The 23,627-nt window shown below is 65.2% G+C and carries 18 protein-coding genes; 12 read left to right on the top strand and 6 right to left on the bottom strand.

The features are described from left to right. Nucleotides 1-64: 64 nt before the first annotated feature. The 6 genes from ACVWWJ_RS15535 to ACVWWJ_RS15510 all read right to left on the bottom strand — a co-directional run bounded on the left by ACVWWJ_RS15535 (nt 65) and on the right by ACVWWJ_RS15510 (nt 9,585). Entirely contained in the window at nt 65-2,008 is a 1,944-nt protein-coding gene (locus ACVWWJ_RS15535; protein WP_456968586.1) for a CocE/NonD family hydrolase, read from the bottom strand. Between the two features lie 10 nt (nt 2,009-2,018). Then, the gene (locus ACVWWJ_RS15530; protein WP_456968585.1) at nt 2,019-5,033 is read right to left on the bottom strand and encodes a TonB-dependent receptor; all 3,015 of its coding nucleotides are present in this window, start codon (nt 5,031-5,033) and stop codon (nt 2,019-2,021) included. A gap of 119 nt (nt 5,034-5,152) precedes the next feature. Beyond that, the gene (locus ACVWWJ_RS15525; protein WP_456968583.1) at nt 5,153-5,908 is read right to left on the bottom strand and encodes a DeoR/GlpR family DNA-binding transcription regulator; all 756 of its coding nucleotides are present in this window, start codon (nt 5,906-5,908) and stop codon (nt 5,153-5,155) included. Further along, nucleotides 5,898-7,556, bottom strand: coding sequence for an ABC transporter permease subunit (locus ACVWWJ_RS15520; RefSeq protein WP_456968582.1), 1,659 nt, complete (start codon nt 7,554-7,556; stop codon nt 5,898-5,900). The genes ACVWWJ_RS15525 and ACVWWJ_RS15520 overlap by 11 nt, the downstream gene beginning before the upstream one ends. Further along, nucleotides 7,553-8,554, bottom strand: a complete 1,002-nt coding sequence (locus ACVWWJ_RS15515) for an ABC transporter ATP-binding protein (protein ID WP_456968580.1) — start codon at nt 8,552-8,554, stop codon at nt 7,553-7,555. The genes ACVWWJ_RS15520 and ACVWWJ_RS15515 overlap by 4 nt, the downstream gene beginning before the upstream one ends. A gap of 29 nt (nt 8,555-8,583) precedes the next feature. Continuing rightward, a complete protein-coding gene (locus tag ACVWWJ_RS15510) occupies nt 8,584-9,585 on the bottom strand; it encodes an extracellular solute-binding protein (protein WP_456968577.1) in 1,002 nt (333 codons plus the stop codon). Nucleotides 9,586-9,754: 169 nt separating this feature from the next. On the opposite strand from ACVWWJ_RS15510, the gene ACVWWJ_RS15505 reads away from it, so the two are divergent. The 12 genes from ACVWWJ_RS15505 (at nt 9,755) to trpA (ending at nt 23,616) form a co-directional block, all read left to right on the top strand. Then, entirely contained in the window at nt 9,755-10,546 is a 792-nt protein-coding gene (locus ACVWWJ_RS15505) for an inositol monophosphatase family protein (protein ID WP_456968575.1), read from the top strand. Between the two features lie 7 nt (nt 10,547-10,553). After that, a complete protein-coding gene (locus ACVWWJ_RS15500; RefSeq protein WP_456968573.1) occupies nt 10,554-12,707 on the top strand; it encodes a phosphocholine-specific phospholipase C in 2,154 nt (717 codons plus the stop codon). A 257-nt stretch (nt 12,708-12,964) separates the two neighbouring features. After that, nucleotides 12,965-13,885 carry a 50S ribosomal protein L3 N(5)-glutamine methyltransferase gene (gene prmB, locus ACVWWJ_RS15495; protein ID WP_159893825.1) on the top strand — a complete coding sequence of 307 codons (921 nt, stop codon included), beginning with the start codon at nt 12,965-12,967 and terminating at the stop codon, nt 13,883-13,885. An 18-nt stretch (nt 13,886-13,903) separates the two neighbouring features. Further along, nucleotides 13,904-15,016 (top strand): chorismate synthase, encoded by a 1,113-nt coding sequence (gene aroC, locus ACVWWJ_RS15490; protein ID WP_456968571.1) that lies wholly within the window; start codon nt 13,904-13,906, stop codon nt 15,014-15,016. Next, nucleotides 15,013-16,014 (top strand): 2-hydroxyacid dehydrogenase, encoded by a 1,002-nt coding sequence (locus tag ACVWWJ_RS15485; RefSeq protein WP_456968570.1) that lies wholly within the window; start codon nt 15,013-15,015, stop codon nt 16,012-16,014. The genes aroC and ACVWWJ_RS15485 overlap by 4 nt, the downstream gene beginning before the upstream one ends. A gap of 31 nt (nt 16,015-16,045) precedes the next feature. Next, complete coding sequence (locus tag ACVWWJ_RS15480; protein ID WP_456968569.1) at nt 16,046-17,074, top strand: aspartate-semialdehyde dehydrogenase; 1,029 nt, start codon at nt 16,046-16,048, stop codon at nt 17,072-17,074. Continuing rightward, nucleotides 17,074-17,364, top strand: coding sequence for a hypothetical protein (locus ACVWWJ_RS15475; protein WP_456968568.1), 291 nt, complete (start codon nt 17,074-17,076; stop codon nt 17,362-17,364). The genes ACVWWJ_RS15480 and ACVWWJ_RS15475 overlap by 1 nt, the downstream gene beginning before the upstream one ends. A 168-nt stretch (nt 17,365-17,532) precedes the next feature. Next, nucleotides 17,533-20,043 (top strand): FimV/HubP family polar landmark protein, encoded by a 2,511-nt coding sequence (locus tag ACVWWJ_RS15470; protein ID WP_456968567.1) that lies wholly within the window; start codon nt 17,533-17,535, stop codon nt 20,041-20,043. 175 nt (nt 20,044-20,218) lie between these two features. Beyond that, complete coding sequence (truA, locus tag ACVWWJ_RS15465; protein WP_456968566.1) at nt 20,219-20,986, top strand: tRNA pseudouridine(38-40) synthase TruA; 768 nt, start codon at nt 20,219-20,221, stop codon at nt 20,984-20,986. Beyond that, entirely contained in the window at nt 20,983-21,594 is a 612-nt protein-coding gene (locus ACVWWJ_RS15460) for a phosphoribosylanthranilate isomerase (protein WP_456968565.1), read from the top strand. The genes truA and ACVWWJ_RS15460 overlap by 4 nt, the downstream gene beginning before the upstream one ends. 10 nt (nt 21,595-21,604) lie before the next feature. Beyond that, the gene (trpB, locus tag ACVWWJ_RS15455; RefSeq protein WP_159893813.1) at nt 21,605-22,816 is read left to right on the top strand and encodes a tryptophan synthase subunit beta; all 1,212 of its coding nucleotides are present in this window, start codon (nt 21,605-21,607) and stop codon (nt 22,814-22,816) included. Beyond that, nucleotides 22,816-23,616, top strand: coding sequence for a tryptophan synthase subunit alpha (gene trpA / locus ACVWWJ_RS15450; protein ID WP_456968564.1), 801 nt, complete (start codon nt 22,816-22,818; stop codon nt 23,614-23,616). The genes trpB and trpA overlap by 1 nt, the downstream gene beginning before the upstream one ends. Nucleotides 23,617-23,627 lie beyond the last annotated feature (11 nt).

Raw genomic sequence — 23,627 nt, 5'->3', positions numbered from 1 at the left:
GCGGTCGACTGACCTTGTGGGAGCCGATTCATCGGCGATAGCCTCCCGAATCGCGAAACGTTTCCTACCTGACGACCGGCAGTTCCACAAACGTTCCGTTGCTTCCGTCCCGCACGATTTTCTGCGTTGCCTTCTGATAATCCGCAGGCTTCGCATTGAAGATGTTCGGCACGAACGTCTGCGGATTCCGGTCGTACAACGGGAACCAGCTCGACTGGATCTGCACCATCACACGGTGGCCTGGCTGGAACACGTGGTTCACCGTGGGCAGCGGAAAACGGTAGTCCAGCGGCTTGTCCGGCGTAATCGCCATGGGCTTGTCATAGCCCTCGCGATAACGCCCGCGGAAGATTTCCATAGCGATCGGCAGCTGGTAACCCCCCATCGACGGCTTCTCTTCCACGTCGTCCGGGTAGACGTCGATCAGCTTGACTACCCAGTCGCTGTCCGTGCCGCTGGTGGAGGCGAGAAGATGCACGAGCGGTTCGCCGGAGACACCCATGGCCTTGTCCAGCACAGGCGACACATAGGTAAGCACATCGGTGCGTGTCGCAAACTGGCGCTGGTCGTCCACTAGCCACTCGGGCCAGCTGTCGACCTGGTCTGGCGTCCCGTGCGACCACGCCTGAATCGGACGGACGCGATACGGCACCGGTTTGGCCGGATCGGAAACGTAGTCGTCGGAGCCGGACGATGGCGTCGCCACGCCAAGGCCACCCTCTGCCTCTGCGTACCAGCGCTGCATGGTCGGTGCACATCCTGAGCGACAGCCCGACGGCCACGCATCCAGCTTGCGCCACGTATTGGCGCCGGTAACGAACGCATTCACCGGCGCGATATCCGCCTTCGGTGCATCGTCTTTCAGGTACTGCGCAAGGAACGGTCGAAGAATGTCCTGCCGGAACGTCGTGCCCGTATCGCTACCCAGATCCACCGCGCCAATGGTGTTGGCCTTCTCCCAGGTCTTGGCATGCCGCCACGGCCCGATCACCAGCCACACCTTCTTGTGGTCCGGGTCGCGCGGTGCGAGCGCGCGGAAGACGGCCATGTCGCCGTAATTGTCTTCCTGGTCCCACAGGCTGTGCACGAGCATCGTCGGCACGGTCAGGGGTTCCTTCGCGGCGATCTTGTCCAGCGCCTGCTCCGACCAGAAGCTGTCGTAGGCCGGGTGGGCGAGCACCTTCTGCCAGAAGCCGAGCGCTTCCATGCCATAGGCCCGACCGATGTCTCCCGCCGAACCGCCACGAAGGTACAGGTCGTAGTCGTCGCGATAGCCGCTCGTCCAGCCGATGTTGCTCTCGCGCGAGTTCACCATACCGTAGATGTAGGGAATCATCTGCTGGCGGAACGCGCCACGATGGAACCAGTCGTCGCCCATCCAGCCGTCGATCATGGGGTTGATCGGCACCGCCACTTTGAGCGCGGGATGCGGATGGATCGTGGCGATCATCGCTTCGAAGCCATCGTACGAAATGCCGATGATGCCGACCTTGCCGTTCGACTCCGGGACGTTTTTCACCAACCAGTCGATCGTGTCGTAGATGTCCGAGGATTCATCGACCGGCGTAGGATTGCCATGGCCGATGGGCGGGCGGTTCATTACGAAGTCGCCTTCGGAACCGTGCTTGCCGCGAATGTCCTGGATGACGCGAATATAGCCGTCCTGGACGACGACATCCGACGGATTGTCATAGCCGCGCAGGGTCGGGCCAAGATGTGGGCTGTCCCCGCGATGCCCCATGCCGTCGGCACCGTAAGGCGTGCGCGTGAGCAGCATGCCCGCGCGTTTCGCGCCCTTGGGTAGCAGGATCACCGTATGCAGTTTCACCCCGTCGCGCATGGGGATGTCGACGGTGCGGCGTTCGAAATCGAAGCCGGCATTCACCGGCGTGAAATGGGCCGGCGTTTCCGTCGGCAGGTCCTTGTAGGTCTTTTCGCCGCCGACCGCCGGGGTCGCGAGGACCCCGGCGGCGAGCGCGACGATACCCAGTCGCAGTAGTGCGTGCATGACCTCTCCGTCAGAAGTCGTAGGTGATGCCGAAGCGGGCGTAACGCGGCTGCGTATAGCTGATGACCTGGTTGTAACCGTCATTCACCGAGTTGGTGCTGCCGGAAACCGGGTTGAGCGCCTGCGCCCGCTGCTGGTTGAGCAGGTTGAACACAGAAACGTTGAAGGCCAGCTTGCGCTCGGCCCACAGCGGACGGTACTCGATGTTTGCATCGACGAGCTCTTCCCACGGGTTGCGACCCTTGTCGCCGGGACGCGACGGTACGCCGAAGCAGTAGTGGTAGTAGCTGCCGTAGCCGGACGGATCGCTCTCGTTCGCACCGTAACGACCCAGGCAGGACTTCGGCGTACCGGACTGCACGGTGAGGTTGGCCGAGACCATCCACTCCGGGGTGATCTGGTACGAACCGTAGATCTTGAACTGATGCTTGCGATCGTTGGCGAGATCGCCGTTGGCGTATTCCATCAGCGTGGCGTAATCCCAGTCACGAGACGCCGACACCGAGCCCTGGCCCACGTCCGAACGCACCTGGCCTTCCGTGTTGCCGTAGCTGCGCGAGAACAGGTAGTCGGCCTTGAGCGACCACGTGCCGTCGAACGGATGCGAGAGGTAGGTATCCAGGCCGTAGTAGTTGCGCTTGAGCTGGGTGAAACCGAAGTCGTCATTGGTGACTTTGACGTCGTAGTAGCCGCCACCCTGCTGCGCGAGCTGGTACACGTTGGCGCGGCCCGGATTGGACAGGTAGCAGCTACCCACCGTGGTCGCGTCGATATCGGCACCCTGGGCGACGGCGGCTCGGGTGATCGCACCGTTGTCGCACACGTCATCCAGCGCGTTACGCAGCTTGCGCACGGTGGCCTTGGTGCCCCAGATCCACGACGCGTTGAGCTGCTGGTCGAAGCCAAGGATGAACTCGTCCTGGTACTCGGACTTGATGTTCTTGGCGCTGACCGTGCGCGGGTCGGGCGGCTGGCCGTATTCGCCGTTCGGAGAGACGGCGCCACCGGTAGCCGAGTTGATGAAGGTCATGCCGGTCGGCATGCCACTGGTATCGATGCCGGTGTACGTGAAGTACTGGTTGGTCGCGAGCGAGCCAGCCGACGTACGCAGGGCCACGGAGGCCGGCATGGCGAGGAAGTAGCGGCCCGCGTTGCCGTACACCTTCATGCTGGAATCGCCAAGCACGTCGTAGCTGAAGCCCAGGCGCGGCGCCCACTGCGGCTTGGTCAGGCGCAGGTAGGGCTGGCCGGCCGGGTTGTAGTTGGTGAACTGGTCGTTACGCACGCCGAGCGAGAGCAGCAGCTTGTCGGAGACCTGCCAGTCGTCCATCACGTATTGCGCGCGCTGCTTCACGCGCACCGAGGCGAGCGTGTTGTAGTGACGTATATAGCCGTAGTAACCGGTCTCGCCGCCCGGGTAGTTGCCCGGCTTGTCGACAAAGGGGCTGTCGCTGATGTTGAGGTTCGGATCGCCCTTCGCGTACCACAACTCGTAGCCGTCGCCGCCGATGGTGGTGCCATCGTCGATGTCGTGCGAATCCTGGTTGTCGATACCGGCGGTGATCGAGTGGCTACCGATCTTGTAGTTCAGGTCGACGCGCAGGTTACGGTTGGTCGAGGTGTGGTCCGGGTTGTCGACGGTATCCAGCGTCTGGCCGTTGGTGATCGGCGAGCCGCCGGTCAGCGCGAGGTTTTCACCGGACGAGTTGCCGATGAACGGACCGGTGACGCCGGTGTTCGGCGGCTCGTTGTAGTAGGTGAGCTTGGACTTGCCGTAGAGCGCGGTGAGCGTCAGGTCGTCGGTGATGTAGCTGGTGAACTTCGCGGTATAGACCATGGCCTTGGTCTTGTACGTCGAGTCGGTGCTGACGAACCCGTTCCTCGTGTTCGTGTCGTAGTCGTAGTCGTACTCGTTACCGTTCGTACGATGCGTCTGGCTGACACCGGTCAGCTCGAGGATGTTGCTGTCGTTGATGTTCCAGTCGATCTTGCCGTACCACTTCGGGTCCTTGTACGTGTACTGCGTGTCGTACGAGTGGTTGATGTCGCCGACCGAGTTGCCTTCGCTGCGAGCCATTTCCACCGCGGTGAAGATGTACAGCTTGTCCTTGATCAGCGGGCCGCCGGCGTACGCGCTTACCGTTGAGGTCCACTCGTTGTTCCGGTCGTTGCGCTGCTCGATCGTGCCCGGCGGATGCGGGTTGTTCTGGCCGAAGGTAATGTTGCGCGCATCGGCACGGGCGAAATCCGGCTCCCACAGCACCTGGGCGCCGAAATGCCATTCATTCGTACCGCGCTTGCCGACCTGGCTGATCACGCCACCGTCGGAGCGGCCGTACATGGCGGAATAGCCGCCGCTGAGCACTTCTTCCTGATCGACGGCGCCATAAGGCAGGCTGATACCGCCGAAGCCGCTGAGCGGGTCGGTGGTGTTCATACCGTTGATGTAATAGGCGTTCTCGGTGACCGACGAGCCGGAGAAGCTCACCAACGCGTTGCCCATCGCACCCTTGAAGCCGCTGTAGCCGGCCACGGCGCCGGGAGCGAGCAGGGCGACGCCTTCGGCGGTGCGCGTGAGTGGCAGGCGGGCCATCTCGGCGGCGGTGATCACCGTGCTCGAAGCGACCGTGGCCACGTCGATCTTCGGGAGGTTGTTGGCGGAGACAGTGACGCCCGAGAGCTCCTGGGCATTCGTGGCGGGCGCGCCGCTGTCGAACGACACGTCGGTGGCGGCACCGACGCGCAGGGTGATGTTGTCTCGCGAGTCGACGACGTTGCCGTTGGACTTGAGCGAGACCTTGTAGGTCGCCAGGGGTAACGCTTCGGCGACATAGTGGCCGCGTGCGTCCACGCTGACTTCGCGGACGATGCCGTTGCTGCCCTCGATGAGGACGGTTTCACCGGCGGCGACGGGGGCCTGGCCGGCGATACGGCCGGAGGTCGACTGGCCGTGGGCGATGCCAGTCAGAGAGGCCGCGACGGCGGCGCAGAGCAGGGTGCGTCGGAGGGTAAGGCGGGAACTCATGATGATGCTCCGGAAGGAATTTGAACGTGACAGTGGGTTTGAATCGATTTAAACGTCGGGCGGAACAGGGCCTTCCTGGCGTTTTGTTGTTTCAGGCGGCTCTTCAGGCTTCGATGTGATCAGGCATATTCGATCTCACCGATGGCCTTGCCGATCGCAGCGATCGCGCGTGACTTTTCCGAGCGCCGGTCAGTGACCAGCACGTCGATTCGATCCGCGGGACACCAGGCGACGCGGCTGCGTACGCCGATCTTCGAATGGTCGGCCGCGATCACGATGCGGCGTGCGTTCGCGCACATGGCCCGTGCGATCTCGGCTTCTTCCATTTCAAAACTGCTGGCACCGGCTTTCGCCTCGATGCCGACCGGCGAGAGAATCGCCAGGTGGGGTTGATAACGTGCGATCTCTGCGATGGTGCCCGAGCCGTCGGTGCAACCGATCTGCGCGTTGAAGCGGCCGCCGAGCAGATGGACTTCGTTGCCCGTGCGCGCGGCGAAGCGCGCAGCCACATCCACCGCATTGGTGACGATGGTCAGGCCACTGCGCGTGGCGAGCGCTTCGGCCACCAGGGTCATCGTGCTGCCGGCATCCATGAAGATGGTCTGGCCGCTTTCGACCAGGCTGGCAACCTTTTTCGCGATAGCGCGCTTTTCGCGCACGCGGGTGGCGTGGCGCACATCGATCGGTGGCTCGTCGCCCGTGAGCACGGCACCACCGTGGACGCGACGAATCTCGCCGCGTTCGGCCAGTTCGACGAGATCGCGGCGAATGGTTTCGCGCGACACGCCCAGCTCGGTAACGATGCGTTCGACGGACACCTGGCCGCTGGTGCGGAGCAGGTCGCGGATGCGGGTGTGCCGTTCTTCATGCCACATGGCGTCGGTCCTTGAGTGTGTGGAGGAGGAGTCGCATCGCCCCCAGGGCGAGTGCGCCGGCCACGACGACGCACATGGCGTACGCCGCGGCCTGGGCGAGGAAGCCGTTTTCGTCCAGCCGCATGACGGCGACGGAAGCGAGCCCCAGGCCCGGTGTCACGAGGAAGATCACGCCCGACAGGGTTACCAGCGAGCGCATGAACAGGTAGAAGAAGGCCGAGATGGCCGCGGGCATGGCGAACGGCAGCACCGCGTCGCGCAGCACATGGCGCGTGTCGCCGCCGAAGGAGGCGACAGCATCCTCGAGCGCATCGGGCACCTGGCGCATGCCGGTCTGCACGGTGAGGAAGGCCTGGGCGTGATAGTGATAGAGGCTGCAGGCGGCGACGATGGCGGCACTGCCATAAAGCCAGCCCGACAAGGCGCCATGGTTGAAGGTGAGGACGTAGCCGAGGCCGAGCACCATGCCCGGCACGGCGGCAGGCAGTGAGGCGAGCACCTGCAGCGGTCGGGCAATGTGCGGCGGCGCGCGACGCAATCCGGCTGAGAGCGCGAAGATCATCACCACACCGACGACGGCGGCGAGCAGGGCGACGCCGAGCGAGGTCGCTACCGGCCCGTAACCGTCAGGCATGCCGCCGGTGTAGTTGGCCAGGGAAAGCGTGCGGTCGTAAGGCCAGAGTTTGACGATGCTGACATAGGCCACGGTGCCCACCACGGCGACCACCGGTACCAGCGTGATGATCGCCACGGCACCGAGCAACACATCGCGGGTGGTGTGCTTCGCCGGTACGAGGGCGCGCCCTGGACTTGCATCACCGCTATCCTGCCGGCGTTTGGCTAGGCGGCCAAGCCAGACGGACAGCAGCGCGGGTGCCAGTAGCACGACGCCAAGCGTGGCACCCATGGCAAAGTCGAGCTGACCGACGACTTCGCTGTAGATCTCCATGGCGAGCACGCGATAGCTGCCGCCGACGACGACGGCGCTGCCGAAGTCCGTGAGGGTTTCGGTAAACACGAGGAAGGCCGCGGCAAGTAACGCGAAACGCAGGCGCGGCAGCGTCACGTCGACGAACTGCCGCCACGGCGGTGCGCCCATCGATTCGGCGGCATCGTAGTGACGTGCCGGTGTCCGCTCGAGCGCGGCGGAGACGATGATGACGACTTGCGGCAGGCCGTACAGCGTGTTGGTGATGAGCAAGCCCCAGAAGCCGTAGATGTCGGTTGGCAAGCCAGTGAGACGATGGATAAGTCCATTGCGGCCGAGCAGGCAGACCAACCCGAGGCCGAGTACCAGCGAGGGTGCAAGCATCGGCAAGAGCAGGGCGGCACGGATGAGCGCCTTGCCAGGCAGACGCGAGCGGTGCAGGGCCATGGCGAGGCAGAGGCCGAATGCCATCGTCGTGAAGGTCGTGGCGATGCCGATATTCAGGCTGTGGACCGCGGCGCGTGGCAGGCCTGGATCGTCGAAAAGCCGTGCGTAGTTGGCGAGCGTGAAGGCGCCACCCGCATCGGTGACGCTGCGCCAGAGCACGGTCATCAGCGGGTACGCGAAGAACAGCAGCAAGCCCAGCAGCGGAACCGCAAGGAGAAGGGCGGTGCCGAAGCGTGGACGGGCGACGGCGCGCGGCGCGACGATGCTGCTCATGTGCTCACCCAGGCGCCGCGTACGGCGTCGATCGACACGGCTTCGCCACGCATCAACGGGCTACGTCCCGGCAGCTCCGCGAGCACGCGGCGACCGCGCCAGGCGATGTTGGCGCGAGCCAGGTTGCCGAGAAAGGTGATGTCCTCGATGACGCCTTCGCCGCGCGGGTCCGCGTCGATCAGCAGGTCTTCCGGACGCAGGCATAGTTCGAACGTGTCGTCCGGTCCCGGCGGCCGACGCTCGAGAAAACTGGGCAACGTCTCGCGGATAAACGTGGTCGGCAGCAGGTTGGCATGCCCGATGAAGTCGGCGACGAAGCGGGTACGCGGCCGCTCGTAGAGGCAGCGCGGTGTTCCGATCTGCTCGACATGTCCCTGGTTCATGCACACGATGGTGTCGGCCATGGCCAGTGCTTCATCCTGGTCGTGCGTGACCATGATCGTGGGGATGCCAAGCGACCGCTGCAGTGTGCGGATCTCCCCGCGCAACTGGGCACGAATGGCCGGGTCGAGTGCGGAAAGCGGTTCGTCGAGCAGGAGCATGGACGGGTTCGCGGCCAGTGCGCGAGCAAGAGCCACGCGCTGCTGCTGGCCTCCGGACAGCTGGTCAGGAAAGCGCGCAGCCAGTGCGCCGAGGCCGACGCGTTCCAGCCACTCGCCGGTGTGTGTTGTCACTGATGCCGGCGTTTCACCACGCAGGCGCATGGGGTAGCCGACATTTGCCGCGACGGTCATGTCGGGGAACAGCGAATAGGATTGGAAAACCAGGCCCATGCGACGTTCACGCGCGGGCAGGGTGGTGATGTCGCGGCCGTCGAGAATGACCCGGCCACTGTCGGGCGCGGTGAGGCCGGCAACGATGCGCAGCAGCGTGGTCTTGCCGCAACCACTGGGACCCAGCAGGCAGACGAAGTCGCTTTCGCCGGCATGAAACGACACCCCGTCGAGCACGGCCTGTCCGCTCCAGCCTTTTCGGATGTCGTCAATGCGAAGATGCATTCCCCTCGTCTCCCCCGGCAGCCGACGCGTCAGCGCGTCAGTTGCTTGAATCTGATAATGAGTGCCGCGCGCTCACGCGCGGCGGTGGCGAAGTCGCGCGCGGGTAGCGTCGCGACGAGATGGGCGGGCAGGCCTTGTCGTAGCTGTTCGTCCGTGGGCTCGCTTCCGGGCGTGGCGACAATTTCCTTGAAGCCGCGGTATAGCCCGGCGGCAGCCGGCGAAGCCGTCCAATCGAGGAAGCGCTTCGTGTCCACAGTGTTTACGGCGCTCTTCATCAGGGCCGAGCCCTCGAGCTCGTAGCCCATGCCGTCGCTGGGAATCACCATGGTCACCGGGTAACCCTGGCGGATCGACTGCATCGCGGAGAACGCGAACGAGATACCGATGGGGAATTCGCCGATGCGCGCAAGCTTGCAGGGAGCCGAGCCGGAAAGCGTTTCCTGGCCGACGTTGCGAGCGATGTCGGTGACCAGACGCATGTCTTCCCTATTGCGTCCGGCGTCCGATAGCGAGGAAAGCACCATGTATCCCGTGCCCGACGAAGCCGGATCGGGCATGGCGATCTGGCCGCGGTACATCGGGGAGGTCAGGTCACGCCACGTCCGTGGCATGGGTAGCCCGCGTTCGGCCAGTGCTTCGCGATTGACACAGAGCGCGGCGAGATAGCCGGTAGGTGCGAACCATGTCGCGTCGCTACCGCGAAAGCTCGCCGGCATGCGGTCGATATTGCTACCGTGCACCGGGGTAAGCAGGCTGGCGATGCGCGGATCGAGCATGTCGGTGACGGCCATGCCCCAGATCGCGTCATTGCGTGGTTCAGTCGATTCGGCCAGCAGTCGTGCGGCGAGATCACCGCTGGACAGGCGCAGCACGTGGACATCGATATCCGGCAGGGCCTTCTTCGCCGCCGCCAGATAGATGGCTATCTCATCGCTTTCCAGCGCCGAATACACCGTGACGTCCCCGGCACGCACGGCACCGCATGCCGTGAGCAGCGCGAGGACGCTTCCGATTTGGCGGTATGGATGCATGGCAGCCGATTCTGTCCCAAGGTTGAAAGATGACACATCCGTGTGGCGATTTGGGTATATTTGCAAACATGGGGCAAACGGTCCAGTAGAGAATTTTCGTTTTTGTCATCAATCCGAAACGTGCAAACGCTAGATCGCGCACGTTTTTTTCAGCCCAGGAGTGTCATTGATGGAATCGTTGTCCGCCGCGGAGCGGAAGGAATTCGAGGTATTTGCCACAGGCATTGCCGACGATGCACGCGCCTTCTCGTTGCCACGCTTCCGCCAGCCGGTCGACGTCACCCTCAAGGGTGACATGAGCCCCGTGACAGCCGTAGACCGGGGCGTGGAGTCCATGCTACGGGAGCGTATCGGGCACGCCTGGCCCGAACACGGGCTCCTTGGCGAGGAATTCGGCGCCACGCGAACCGATGCCGAATTCGTCTGGTCGATCGATCCGATCGATGGCACCCGCAGTTTCATCTCGGGCTGGCCCCTGTGGGGCACGCTGCTGGCTTTGCTGCATCGCGGCACGCCCGTTCTCGGCATTCTCGACATGCCGGCGCTGGACGAGCGCTGGATCGGTCATGTCGGTGTCGGGACCACCATGAATGGCGAGGTCTGCAGCACCAGCGGTTGCACCGCCCTCGAAGCGGCGACGCTGTACACCACCACGCCCGACATGTTCACTGCCGACGAATGGGCGCGTTTCGACCGCACCAGCCGCGCTGCGTACGCGCGCCGGTTCGGAGGCGACTGCTATGGTTACGGCATGCTGGCCTCCGGTCATATCGACGCCGTGATTGAAGCGAACCTCATGCCGTACGACTATCTGGCGATCGCCCCGGTAGTCCAGGCGGCCGGCGGCGTCATTACCGACTGGGAGGGCCGTGTACTCGGCCTCGACAGCGGCGGGCGGGTGGTCGCCGCAGCGACACCGGCGCTGCATGCCGCCCTGATCGAATCGCTCGCCAAGGATTGACCCCTTCATGTTCTCCCGCGACCGCCGCCGTTTCCTCCATGCCGCCGGGGCCACGGTCGCCGCTTCGCTGATCGCCCAGGGCTTTCCGGCCTCGATCGCACGGGCGCTGACGACAGCGCCTGATCGTCGAACGGGCACCATCGCGGACGTCGGGCACGTCGTGATTCTCATGCAGGAGAATCGCTCGTTCGACCACTACTTCGGATGCCTGCGCGGCGTGCGCGGCTTTGCCGATCCTCGTGTCGCCGAGTTGGCCAACGGCGATCCGATCTGGCAGCAACCCGTAGCGACGATCCACACGAAGTACTGGAAGTCGCGTGGTGTCGCCGACGACGTGGCTTGGGTCTATCCCTTTCACCTCGATACGCGTGCCAGCGGCGATCATCACGAAGGTACCGACCACGGCTGGAGCACCGGCCATGGCGCGTGGAACCTCGGTCGCAGCGACCGGTGGATCGAGCAGAAGCAGGACGTCCTGACGATGGCGCACCTGCGTCGTGAAGACGCGGCGTTTCACTACGCGCTGGCCGATGCCTTCACCGTCTGCGATGCCTACCACGCGTCTGCGCTGGCCGATACGGCGATCAATCGTATCTATCTATGGAGTGGCACCTGTGATCCGACCGGTCACCTGGGCAGCAAGCCGAACGGGCCGGGCAGCGAAGAGCGTCCGGACGCTAACGGTTATAGCTGGACCACGTATCCCGAGCGGCTGGAGCAAGCCGGCGTCAGCTGGCGTGTTTACCAGGGCGGTACGGGCGAGGCGGGATCACCCACCGACAACTACACGGACAACTCACTCGAATTCTTTGCGAAATACCAGGTAAAGGAGGGCGCCGATCCTTCGGGTTCGCTCGTCCGCAATGGTGTGTCCACCCATACGCTTCACGAACTCCGCGAGGACGTGCTGCATGATCGTCTACCGCAGGTGAGCTGGATCGTCGCGCCGTATAAGTACAGCGAGCATCCCACGTCGTCGCCAGCGGACGGTGCGTTCTACATCCGTAGCGTGCTCGACGCGCTCACCGCGAATACGAAGGTCTGGGGGCGCACCGTACTCTTCCTCAACTACGACGAAAACGACGGTTTCTTCGATCACGTGATTCCTCCCGCGCCGCCGTTGAAAAGCGGGCAGGGCGGTGAAGGCGTCGTGTCGGACGATCTGGTCGGCGGTCTCGCCGATGAGTTCGTCGACCTCGATGCGCACCCGCGCATCGTTGCACCGTTGGTAACGGGTAGCGATCCGGGCGGCAAGCAACCGGTGGGACTGGGGAATCGTGTACCGATGATCGTTGTCTCGCCGTGGACGCGTGGCGGCTGGGTGTGTTCGGAGACGTTCGATCATACGTCGGTGCTGCGTTTCCTCGAGAAACGTTTCGGCGTCGCCGAGCCGAACATCAGTAGTTGGCGTCGCTCGATGTGTGGGGATCTGACGAGCGCTTTCGACTTCGCGGGCTCGACGGACAGTCATGTTCCGAAGCCAGGCGTGCCCAAGGCCTCCGACGGCAAGGCGCCTATCCGGGTGCCGAGCGAACAGGCGATGCCCACGCAGGAGCCGGGCGTGCGGCCGGCCCGCGCGCTTGGCTATGCGTGGGTCGTCGAGCACCGTCTCGACGACAGCCGGAGTCGCCTGACCTTCGCCAACGCGGGTTCCGCAGGCGCAGCCTTCCTCGTTTACGACGGACTGGACCGCGACGCGCCCCCGCGCCGTTACGCGGTGAGCGCCGGGGCCACCATCACCGACGACTGGAAGCTCGCCAGCGCCGGCGACGCCTATCACCGTCGCATTCATGGGCCGAATGGCTATTTCGCGGCGCTGCGTGGCGGGGTCGATGACGTGCTCGAGGCAGTTGTGCGCGGCGTTCCGGGAGCCCGTCGCGTCGAAGTCGCGCTGACCAACGCGGGTAAGAAACCCGTCAGCTGCCATATCGCGAACGCCTACGCGCAGAGGCAGTCGCTCGGGCAAGCGGAGGGGCAGGCGCAGTCAGTGAGCCTCGCGCCTGGTGCGACTCAGACGGTCGCGCTCGACCTGACGGCCAGCGCCGGCTGGTACGACATCACTATCACCACTCCCGATGCCCCTCGTTATATGAGGCGATTCGCAGGCCATCACGAAGACGGCCGCCCTTCTACGAGCGACCCCGGCCCGAACGCCGACTAATCTCACCTTCAGTCGGAGCCGATTCATCGGCGATCCCTTACCTGTGGGAGCCGATTCATCGGCGATCCCGCGGCAGCGGGCCAGGTTGCCGCCAGCACCCTTCGCCGCTGAAGCGGCTCCCACAAGGGCAGCCAGCAGCCCATTCGCCGCTGAAGCGGCTCCCACAAGGGCAGCCAGCAGCCCATTCGCCGATGAAGGGGCTCCCACAGGTGCGGGCCGCTATACTCACGAGCCAGCCACACCGAAAGTCCCAGCCCGTGACCAGTGAACTGTCCTCCATCATCGATTTCATCCGCTACGGCGCCAGCCGTTTTTCGGCCGCGGGCCTGACCTTCGGGCATAGCCACGACAATCCGATCGACGAGGCCACCCACCTGGTCCTGGCCGCGCTGCATCTGCCGCCGGACCTGCCGCCGGCTTATGGCACGGGCAAGCTGGTTTCGGATGAGCGCGAGAAAGTCCTCGCCCTGATCGAGCGTCGCATCGCCGAGCGTGTCCCGGTGGCTTACCTGGTGGGCGAAACCTGGTTCGCCGGCCTCAAGTTCAAGAGCGACCGCCGCGCCCTCGTGCCGCGTTCACCCATTGCCGAGCTGATCGAAAGCCGTTTCACCCCGTGGCTGGACGACCGCCACGTGGAGCGCGCGCTCGATCTCTGCACTGGCTCGGGGTGCATCGGCATCGCCATGGCCGAGTACAACCCGGAATGGCAGGTCGACCTGGTCGACGTGAGCGACGATGCGCTGTCGCTGGCTAACGAGAATATTGCCTACCAGCACGTCGAAGACCGCGTCCGGGCCATCAAGTCCGACCTCTTTGCCGGCGTCAAGGGCGTGGTGTACGACCTCATTGTGTCGAACCCGCCGTATGTCACGAATGACGAATATGCCGCCATGCCGGCCGAATACAGTCATGAACCGGTCCTCGGCCTGACATCCGGCGATGATGGACTGGACATCACGTTGCGCATCCTCGACGAGGCCGCCGACCATCTCAGCGAAGATGGCCTGCTGATCGTCGAAGTAGGTGACAGCGAGCATGCACTGGTCGCGCTGCTGCCGCGTCTGCCCTTCGTCTGGCTGGAGTTCAAGGTCGGTCAGATGGGCATCTTCGCGCTGGAACGCCGCGATCTACTCGAGCATGCCGCTGACATCTCCGCTGCGCGCGCCGCGAGAAACTAAACCCTTATCGGAAGCACTGTGTCCTCCAATACGTTCGGCAAGCTCCTTTCCGTCACTACCTTCGGCGAAAGCCACGGCCCGGCGATCGGGTGTGTGATCGACGGCTGTCCTCCTGGCCTCGCCCTCGATGCCAGCGAGTTCCGCGCCGATCTCGAGCGCCGTGCCACCGGGCGCTCGCGACACACGTCGCAGCGCCGCGAGGCGGATGACATCGAGATCCTTTCGGGCGTGTATGAAGGTGTCACCACGGGCACGCCGATCGCCTTGCTGATCCGCAACACGGATGCGCGCAGCAAGGATTACGGCAACATCCTCGACACCTTCCGCCCGGGGCACGCCGATTACACGTATTGGCAGAAGTACGGTGTGCGTGACCCTCGTGGCGGCGGTCGGTCCTCGGCCCGCGAGACCACCATGCGCGTCGCTGCCGGCGTCATTGCCAAGAAATGGCTGGCCGAGCGCTACGGGGTGACCGTGCGTGGCCACGTTGCGCAGATCGGCGATGTGGTTCCGCGAAGCTTCGACGCCGACGCCGTCGAAACCAGCCCGTTCTTCTGGCCGGACGCGGCGCAGGTTCCTGAGCTTGAGTCCTATATGGATGCCCTGCGCAAGTCGGGCGATTCGGTCGGAGCGAAGGTCACCGTGGTGGCGGACAACGTGCCGGCCGGCTGGGGCGAGCCCATCTACGGCAAGCTCGACGGCGAACTCGCAGCAGCCATGATGTCGATCAATGCGGTGAAGGGCGTCGAGATCGGCGACGGTTTCGCCGCCGTCGCCCAGCGTGGCAGCCAGCATCGCGACGAGATGACCGCCGACGGTTTCCTCTCCAATCACGCGGGCGGCATCCTTGGCGGTATCGCCTCTGGCCAGCCGGTCGTGGTCTCCATGGCGTTCAAGCCGACCTCCAGCATTCTGATTCCCGGCCGCAGCGTGGACCGGGCAGGGGAGCCGACCGAAGTCGTCACCAAGGGTCGTCATGACCCCTGCGTAGGTATTCGCGCCGTGCCGATTGCCGAGGCCATGCTGGCCCTTGTGCTGATGGACCAGGCCCTGCGCCATCGCGCCCAGTGCGGCGACGTGGGTACGGTGCCGCCGCGGATTCCCGGCACGCTGCAGGGAGGCATCGCATGAGCGGCAAGCCGAAGGTGTGGATCTCCCGCCCGTTCTTTCCGGACATCGTCGACCGCCTCCGCGACCACTTCGACGTCCACGCCGAGGCCGAAGAGCGCGCTTTCTCGCCCGCCGAACTGGCCGAGCGGCTTGCAAACAGCGACGCCGCCATTGTCGGCCTCGCCGACAAGATCGACGGCAAGGTGCTCGAAGGTGCACCGAAGCTTCGCTTCGTGGCCAATCTGGGCGTGGGCTACAACAACCTCGACATCGATGCCCTTACCCAGCGCGGTGTGGGTGCCTCGAATACGCCGGATGTCCTCAACGAGACCGTCGCCGACTACGCCTGGGCACTGATGCTCGCTGCGGCGCGCCGTGTCGGTGAAGCCGAGCGCTGGCTGCGCGACGGCCAGTGGCACGGCTCCCGGTTCGAGGGCTGGCTAGGCGCCGACGTGCACGGCAAGACCATCGGCATCCTCGGCATGGGCCGTATCGGCCAGGCCATCGCCCGACGGGCGGCTGGTTTCCGCGCCCGGATCATCTATCACAACCGCTCGCAGCTCGATCCCGCCCTCGAGCGCGAGTGCGCGGCCACGTATGTCGACAAGGCCACCCTGCTGGCCCAGTCCGACCACCTGATCCTGGTGCTGCCGTACACGCCGGCTAACCACCACACTATCGGCGAGGCCGAGCTGAAGGCCATGAAGCCAACCGCCGTGCTGGTGAATATCGCCCGTGGCGGCATCGTCGACGACGCCGCGCTGGCCCGTGCGCTGGCCGATGGCACGATCGCCTCGGCGGGGGTGGATGTGTTCGAGGGGGAGCCCTCGGTGCACCCCGATCTGCTGAAAATCGAAAATATCGTGCTCAGTCCGCACATCGCCAGCGCAAGTCGCGACACACGTCGCGATATGGCGGCGCTGGCTGTGGACAATGTGCTGGCGGCGTTCGGACATGGTCCTCACGCCGGCCGGCCACCCACGATCATCAATCCGGGTGTGCTGGCCGACGCCAGCTGACCTGTTTCTCCACGCCCTGACGAAAGCGAAAATGAGCAAGAAGACGAGTTACAAGGTAGCCATGGTGGGTGCGACCGGCGCGGTCGGCGAAACCCTCCTTTCGATCCTCGCCGAGCGGGACTTCCCGGTCAGCGAACTGGTTCCCCTGGCGAGCGAGCGCTCGGCGGGCGGTACGGTCGACTTCGGCGGAAAACCTTACGTCGTCCAGGATCTCGCCAAATACGACTTCGAGGGCGTGGACATCGCCTTCTTCTCGGCCGGTGGTTCGGTCAGTCGCGAGCACGCGCCACGCGCTGCCGCGGCCGGCGCCGTGGTCATCGATAACACCTCCGAATTCCGTTACCAGGACGACATCCCCCTGGTGGTCTCGGAAGTGAACCCGCACGCGGTCGCCCAGTACGTGGTGCGCGGCATCATCGCCAACCCGAACTGCTCGACCATGGGCATGCTCGTGGCGCTGGCGCCGATCCACCGCGAGGTGGGCATCGAGCGGATCAATGTCGCGACCTACCAGTCGGTGTCCGGTGCGGGTCGCAGCGGGTTGGAGGAACTGGGCAAGCAGACGGCCCAGATGCTCAATTTCCAGCCGGTCGAGAGCGAGAAGTTCCCGGCACAGATCGCCTTCAACGTCATTCCGCAGATCGACGACTTCCAGCCCAATGGCTATACCAAGGAAGAAATGAAGATGGTCTGGGAGACCCGGAAGATCCTGGAAGATCCTTCGATCCAGGTGAACCCGACCGCCGTGCGCGTGCCGGTGTTCTACGGCCATGCGGAAGCGGTGCACATCGAGACCCGCGACAAGATCACGGTCGAGCGCGCCCGGGAACTCCTGGAAGCCGCGCCGGGCGTCGTCGTGAAGGATGAGCGCAAGGCGGGTGGCTATCCGACGCCCGTCGGCGATGCCGCAGGCAAGGACCCGGTCTTTGTGGGCCGCATCCGCGAGGACATTTCCCACGAGCGCGGTCTCGACCTGTGGGTCGTGGCCGACAATATCCGCAAGGGTGCGGCACTCAACGCCGTACAGATCGCGGAGATCCTGATCGAGGACTATCTGTAATGAATCATCGCGCCGCCATCGCCTGCCTGCTTGTCGTGTCCTCGCCTCTGGCGATGGGCGCCCAGCAACCTCAGACGAAGGCGGCGCAGGCCGACCCGGCCGCCGTTACCCGAGCAAAGGTAGCGGCGGTTCACGGGGAGGCGCAGTCCGAGGACGCCAACGTGAGGCAGCTCAAGGCCCGGGTTGACGCGCTGGAGTCATACACACAAGCCGCAAGCCACCAGCTGGACGACCGGGACCGGAAAATCGCCGAACTCGAGCGCCAGCTGGACGCCCAGCGCAAGCCATAAATGTCAGGGGGGCGTGTACGGGCCTCGCGAACGACTCAACGTTGTCGCGTAACTGCCCGTAGTCGCTATTGTTAGTTGTTGCTGGGGTGCACTACAGTGGCGCCTTCGCGGCCGACCGCCCGAAAGAGGCGTGCCGTCAGCATGGTATTAGTTCGGGGGAAGCGAGTAATGAACCGTACGTTGAAGCTGTCGATCATGCTGGCGCTTGCCACGGGGGGCGGTCACGCCCTGGCGCAGGACCTGGGCCCGGTCCAGGTGCGCTCGACCATGGACCAGCCGCTGGTAGCGGAAATCCCGTTGAACGGCGTATCGGCGAAGGCCGATAACGTCCATGTCACCCTTGCCTCGGAAGAGGCGTTCTCCCGCGCGGGCCTGAACCGCGGCGGCCTTCCGGTCGCGCTGAGCTTCGCGGTGGGCAAGAACGCCAGCGGCCAGCCGGTCATCAAGGTGACCAGCACCGCACCGGTGCGCGATACCTATCTCGATTTCCTTGTCGAGGTCTCCACCGACGGCAACAAGGTCGTCCGCGAGATCACGATGCTGCTCGATCCGCCAGGCACGCCCGCCTCGACGTCCGGCACGACGGCCAGCGCGCCGGCAGCCAAGCCGTCGCGGACGTCCGACGTGCCTTCCCGCGTCCCCGCGCACAGTGAGCCGCGTGCCTCGCGCAGCGAAGCGACGCCGACGCCGGCTCCGGCCCGCGCGGCCGCTTCGTCGGGTGCCAGCGATGGTTCGGTCACGGTGCAACGTGGCCAGAACCTGTCGACGATCGCCCGTGACCACACGAGCGGTGCCGACATCAACCAGATGCTCCTGGCCCTGCACAAGGCCAACCCAGACGCCTTCTACCGCGACAACATCAATGCGCTGAAGACCGGTGCGGTGTTGCGTATTCCCTCGGCGGACGACGTCCAGGCCCAGTCGGCTACGGCCGCGCTCGCCGAAGTGCGTCGTCAGAACGAGGCATGGCGCTCGGGTTCCGCCCGCTCGCCATCGGTGGTCGCGGACGCCGCATCGACGGGTGCCGGCCAAGGCACGGCCAAGGCCGCCGCTCCCACTAACGACCGCCTCGCCATTGTTCCCTCGAAGGAGGGCGGTGACGCCGCTTCGACCCGCGCCGGCACGAAGGACGGCAAGGGCGACGCGCAGATCGCCGGCCTGAAGCAGGAGCTGACGACCTCGCAGGAGTCCGTCGCTTCGCTCAAGCAGCAGGGCGCCGAGCTGAAGTCGCGTCTTGGCGACCTCGAAGAAATCAACACCAAGAACCAGCGGCTGATCAGCCTGAAGGACTCGGAAATCGCCGAGCTCCAGCGCAAGCTGGCTGAAACGCGCAAGGCCGCGGGTCAGCCTGCGACGGCTGCGACGGCGGCAGCGCCGGTTCCGGCTCCGGCTCCGGCCGTGGTCGAAGCCGCCAAGCCGGCGGTCGCTACGCCTGCTTCGGCTCCCGCTTCCGCGCCGGCCACAGCGTCCACGGCGGCGATCGTTGCCGCCGGGCCGGCCCGCGCCGCCACGGCTGTTTCGCCTGCCGTCGTTACGACGCCCGTTCCGGCGCCGGCGGCGGCATCGCCCGCACCGGCGACCAAGCCGCCCGTGCACAAGGTCATGCCGGCACCGGTCGTTGAAGAAGATCCGTGGTACATGCAGACCTGGGCATGGGGCGGCGGCGCGATCGTCATCCTGTTGCTTCTCGTCGCGGCCGTGTTCGGCCGCAAGAAGCAGCCCGTCGCCTCCGGCCCGGCTTCCGCCTCCCTGGCGGATCGTTTCGGTCGTGAGCCGAACTTCGACACCTTCGGCCATAATGAGGCGATGGATCAGGATCAGCGCGAGATCCTCGACGCGCTGGCCGAGCATCCGGACGATATCGGCTTGCACCTGGAACTGGTGAGCCTTTATTACGGTCGCCGCGACGTCGAGCATTTCGAAGCCGCCGCCGAGGCGATGTTCGCCCACGTCGCCGATCCCGAGCAGCCGGAATGGCGAGACGTGGTCGCGATGGGTGAAGACCTTGCGCCCACGCATCCGCTGTTCGGTGGCGTCCCGATGGACGAGACCGACGAGCCGTACGATCACGACCTCGGCATGGACGACGGGCACGACCGCTACAAGCCGGGTCACGTGCATCCGGTCGATGAGGCGGCCGCGCTGGAGCAGTTCGATCTCGGCACGTATGTGACGGGTGCGGACGAGGACGATCGTCCTGCCGTCCCGGCGCCGCAGAAGCACAGCGAGTACCACTTCAACTTCGACCTGACCCCGGTGCAGCGCGCCGAGGCCGAGCACCGTCCGAATGCACCGGACGTGTTCGATGTCGACGCGCCGGACTCGCTCTACACCGAGGTTCCGGCGAACGGATCGGTCGCGCACGACGGTGTCGAGCCGACACCGCTGGCCGACGAGCGTTCGTCGTGGTCCTTCACGGAAGAGAATGAAGCGGCCGCCACGTCCGCCCACGATCTTCCCCGCTTCGACGAGCCGAACTTCGCCGACGAAGAGCCGATCTCCGACCACAACCCGGAAAGCTTCAGCGATGACCCGGTCGATACCAAGCTCGACCTGGCCCGCGCCTACCTCGACATGGGCGACGCCGAAGGCGCCCGCCTGATGCTCGACGAAGTGATTTCCGAAGGCACCCAGATGCAGAAAGACACGGCCAAACGGATCCTCAACGATATCGTCTGACCGAAAACGACCCCGCAAAGCCCCGGCCCGTCCGGGGCTTTGCTTTTTGTGGGAGCCGGCTATGCCGGCGATGGGGTCGCAGCGACCTGCCTTTCGCCACTGAAGCGGCTCCCGCAGGTGTCGCGGCCACCCGGGGTGCTACCCTTTACCGTTTCCACCGCCCCCAAACCACCCCATGCGTATTGCCCTTGGCGTCGAATACGACGGCACCGACTTCCTTGGCTGGCAGCGGCTGAGCCATGCGAAGACCGTGCAGGGTTCGCTGGAGCAGGCGCTCAGCTTCGTCGCCCATGCCCCGATCGAGGTGACTGCCGCCGGGCGCACCGATGCGGGCGTGCATGGGCGGTGCCAGGTGGTGCACTTCGATACCGACGTGGTTCGCGAGATGCGCGGCTGGATCCTTGGGGCCTGTTCCAACCTTCCGCATTCGGTGGCCGTCACGTGGGCACAGCCGGTTGCGGACGATTTCCACGCACGTTTTTCCGCGCGGGCGCGCCGCTATCGCTACCGCATCCTGCCGCGTTTCGTTCGCCCGGCGCTCGATCGGCGCTTCGTCGCCTGGGAGCGCCGGCAGCTCGATGCCGATGCCATGAACGAAGCAGCGCAGGCCATCGTTGGCGAACATGACTTTACCGCCTTCCGCGCGATCGCCTGCCAGGCCGCGCATGCGCGGCGTAACGTGCGCTCGATCCGGGTTTTTCGCGATGACCTCCATGTGGTCGTCGAGATCGAAGCGAACGCTTTCCTCCACCACATGGTGCGCAACATCGTCGGCTCCCTGTTGCCGATCGGCCGGGGCGAACAAGCCGTCGGCTGGATGGCCGAGCTGCTTGCCGGTCGCGATCGCGATGTCGCCGGTGCGACAGCGCCTGCGGAAGGCCTGACCTTCCTGGGGCCGATGTATGAAGCCCATTGGGGACTGCCACCGGAGGTGACGCTATGACGCGGATCAAATTCTGCGGGCTCACTCGCCTGGAGGATGTCCAACTGGCGGCCAGCCTGGGTGTCGACGCGATCGGTTTCGTCATGACGCGCAAGAGCAAACGCTTCATCGATCCCGCCGCCGCCGCACTGCTGCGTGACGCCGTCCCGCCGTATGTCACGACCGTGGCGCTGGTGATGGACGACGAACCCGCGTACATCGCCGAGATGCTGCGCGTGCTGCGCCCGGACATGCTCCAGTTTCACGGTGACGAAACCGACGAGGCATGCGCCGCTCATGGAGTGCGCTACACGAAGGCGATTGCGATGGGCGAGGGCGCCGCGGCGCTCGAGCGCCTGCACCATTTTCCGCGCGCGGCCGGCCTGCTCCTGGACGGCCACGGCCTGGGTGAGCAGGGCGGTAGCGGTCAGCGCTTCAACTGGTCGCTGATGCCGAAGAATCTTGCGCAGCCGCTGATCCTCGCTGGCGGCCTCACCGCCGACAACGTTGCCGAGGCACTTCGCGTGGCGCAGCCCTGGGCGGTGGACGTGTCCAGCGGCATCGAGTCTTCGCCCGGTATCAAGGATCGGGCTAAGATGGAACGCTTCATTTCTGCAGTACGAAGATAACGAGAAGGCAATGACCGAGATCGTCGATTTCCACGCCTACCCGGATGCGCATGGGCGCTTTGGGGCCTATGGCGGCATCTATGTCGCAGAGACGCTCATGGAGCCTCTCGCCGAACTGACCGCTGCCTACGAAACGTTGCGCACGGATCCCGCCTTCATCGCCGAGCTCGATCGCGACCTGAAGTATTACGTCGGTCGCCCCAGCCCGGTGTACCACGCCGAGCGGCTGTCGAAGCACGTCGGTGGCGCACGCATCCTGCTCAAGCGCGAAGACCTTAACCATACGGGCGCGCACAAGATCAACAACACCGTGGGCCAGGCGCTCGTCGCCCGGCACATGGGCAAGACGCGGATCATCGCCGAGACCGGTGCCGGCCAGCATGGCGTGGCCAGCGCGACGGTTGCCGCGCGCATGGGCCTGAAGTGCGTGGTCTACATGGGTGCGGTCGATATCGAGCGCCAGAAGATCAACGTCTACCGCATGCGCCTGCTGGGCGCCGACGTGGTCCCCGTCACCTCGGGCTCGAAGACCCTGAAGGACGCCCTCAACGAAGCGATGCGCGACTGGGTCACCAACGTGGCCGACACCTTCTACATCATCGGCACGGTGGCTGGCCCGCACCCTTATCCGCAGATGGTTCGTGACTTCAATGCCATTGTCGGACGTGAAGCGCGGGAGCAGGTCCTCGAACAGTTCGGTCGCCTGCCGGATGTCATCACGGCCTGTGTCGGCGGTGGCTCCAACGCGATCGGCCTGTTCCATGCGTTCCTGAACGACCACGACGTCCGTATCGTCGGTGCCGAGGCTGCCGGCGATGGCATCGAAACCGGTCGTCATGCTGCCTCCCTCGCTGCCGGCAAACCGGGCGTGCTGCACGGCAATCGCACGTACGTGCTGTCGGATGCGAACGGCCAGATCGTCGAGACGCATTCGGTATCGGCTGGCCTGGACTACCCTGGCGTCGGCCCGGAGCATGCCTTCCTGAAGGACGCCGGCCGTGCCGAGTACGTCGGCATCACCGACGACGAGGCGCTGGAAGCCTTCCACCTGCTGGCGCGCACCGAGGGCATTCTTGCCGCGCTGGAGTCGAGTCACGCAATCGCGCAGGGCATCAAGCTCGCCCGGGAGCTGCCGAAAGACGGCCTGGTGCTCGTCAATCTTTCCGGCCGCGGCGACAAAGACGTACACACGATTGCCGAGCGCGAAGGGATCGAACTCTGATGAGCCGTATCGAACGCCGCTTCGCGGCCCTGAAGGCTGCCGGTCGGACCGGCCTGATTCCCTTCGTGACCGCGGGCGATCCGCTCCCTGACGCCATGGTGCCGATGTTGCATGCGCTTGTCGCCGCTGGCGCCGATGTCATCGAACTGGGCGTGCCGTTCTCGGACCCGATGGCCGACGGCCCGGTGATTCAGCACGCCAGCGAGCGCGCCATCGCCAAGGGAGTGGGCCTGCACAATGTGCTCGCCTGGGTCGCCGCCTTCCGTGAGACGGACGACGAAACGCCGATCGTGCTGATGGGCTACCTCAATCCGGTAGAAATGTACGGTTACGCGGAGTTCGCCGAAGATGCAGTCGAAAAGGGCGTTGATGGCGTCTTGATGGTGGATTGCCCGCTGGAAGAGTCGCACGTTCTCGCGCCGCTTCGCGCGGCCGGGCTGGACCAGATCCTCCTGGCCTCTCCGACCACCACCCAGACTCGTCTGACTGCCCTGAGCGAGGCCGCTTCGGGCTTCCTGTATTATGTGTCGTTCGCTGGCATCACCGGCGCGGCCCAGCTGAGCACCGGCGATATCGCCGAGCGCGTGGCGGGGATCCGCTCCCGGTCGAAGGCACCGGTGGCCGTCGGTTTCGGCGTTCGTGACGCGGCCAGTGCCGTGGCGATCGGCGCCTTCGCCGACGCCGTGGTCATCGGTAGCGCCCTGGTCGACCGCCTCTCCGGCGCGACCTCGGCGGATGACCTCGCCGGCAGGGCACACGATTTCCTCGCACCGATCCGCGCCGCGCTCGACGCGCGCTGAACGGCCGCTGG

This window comes from Luteibacter sp. HA06 (assembly GCF_054061215.1).
The sequence above is the reverse complement of the archived record's forward strand: the minus strand, read 5'-3'. Positions and strand labels throughout refer to the sequence as shown.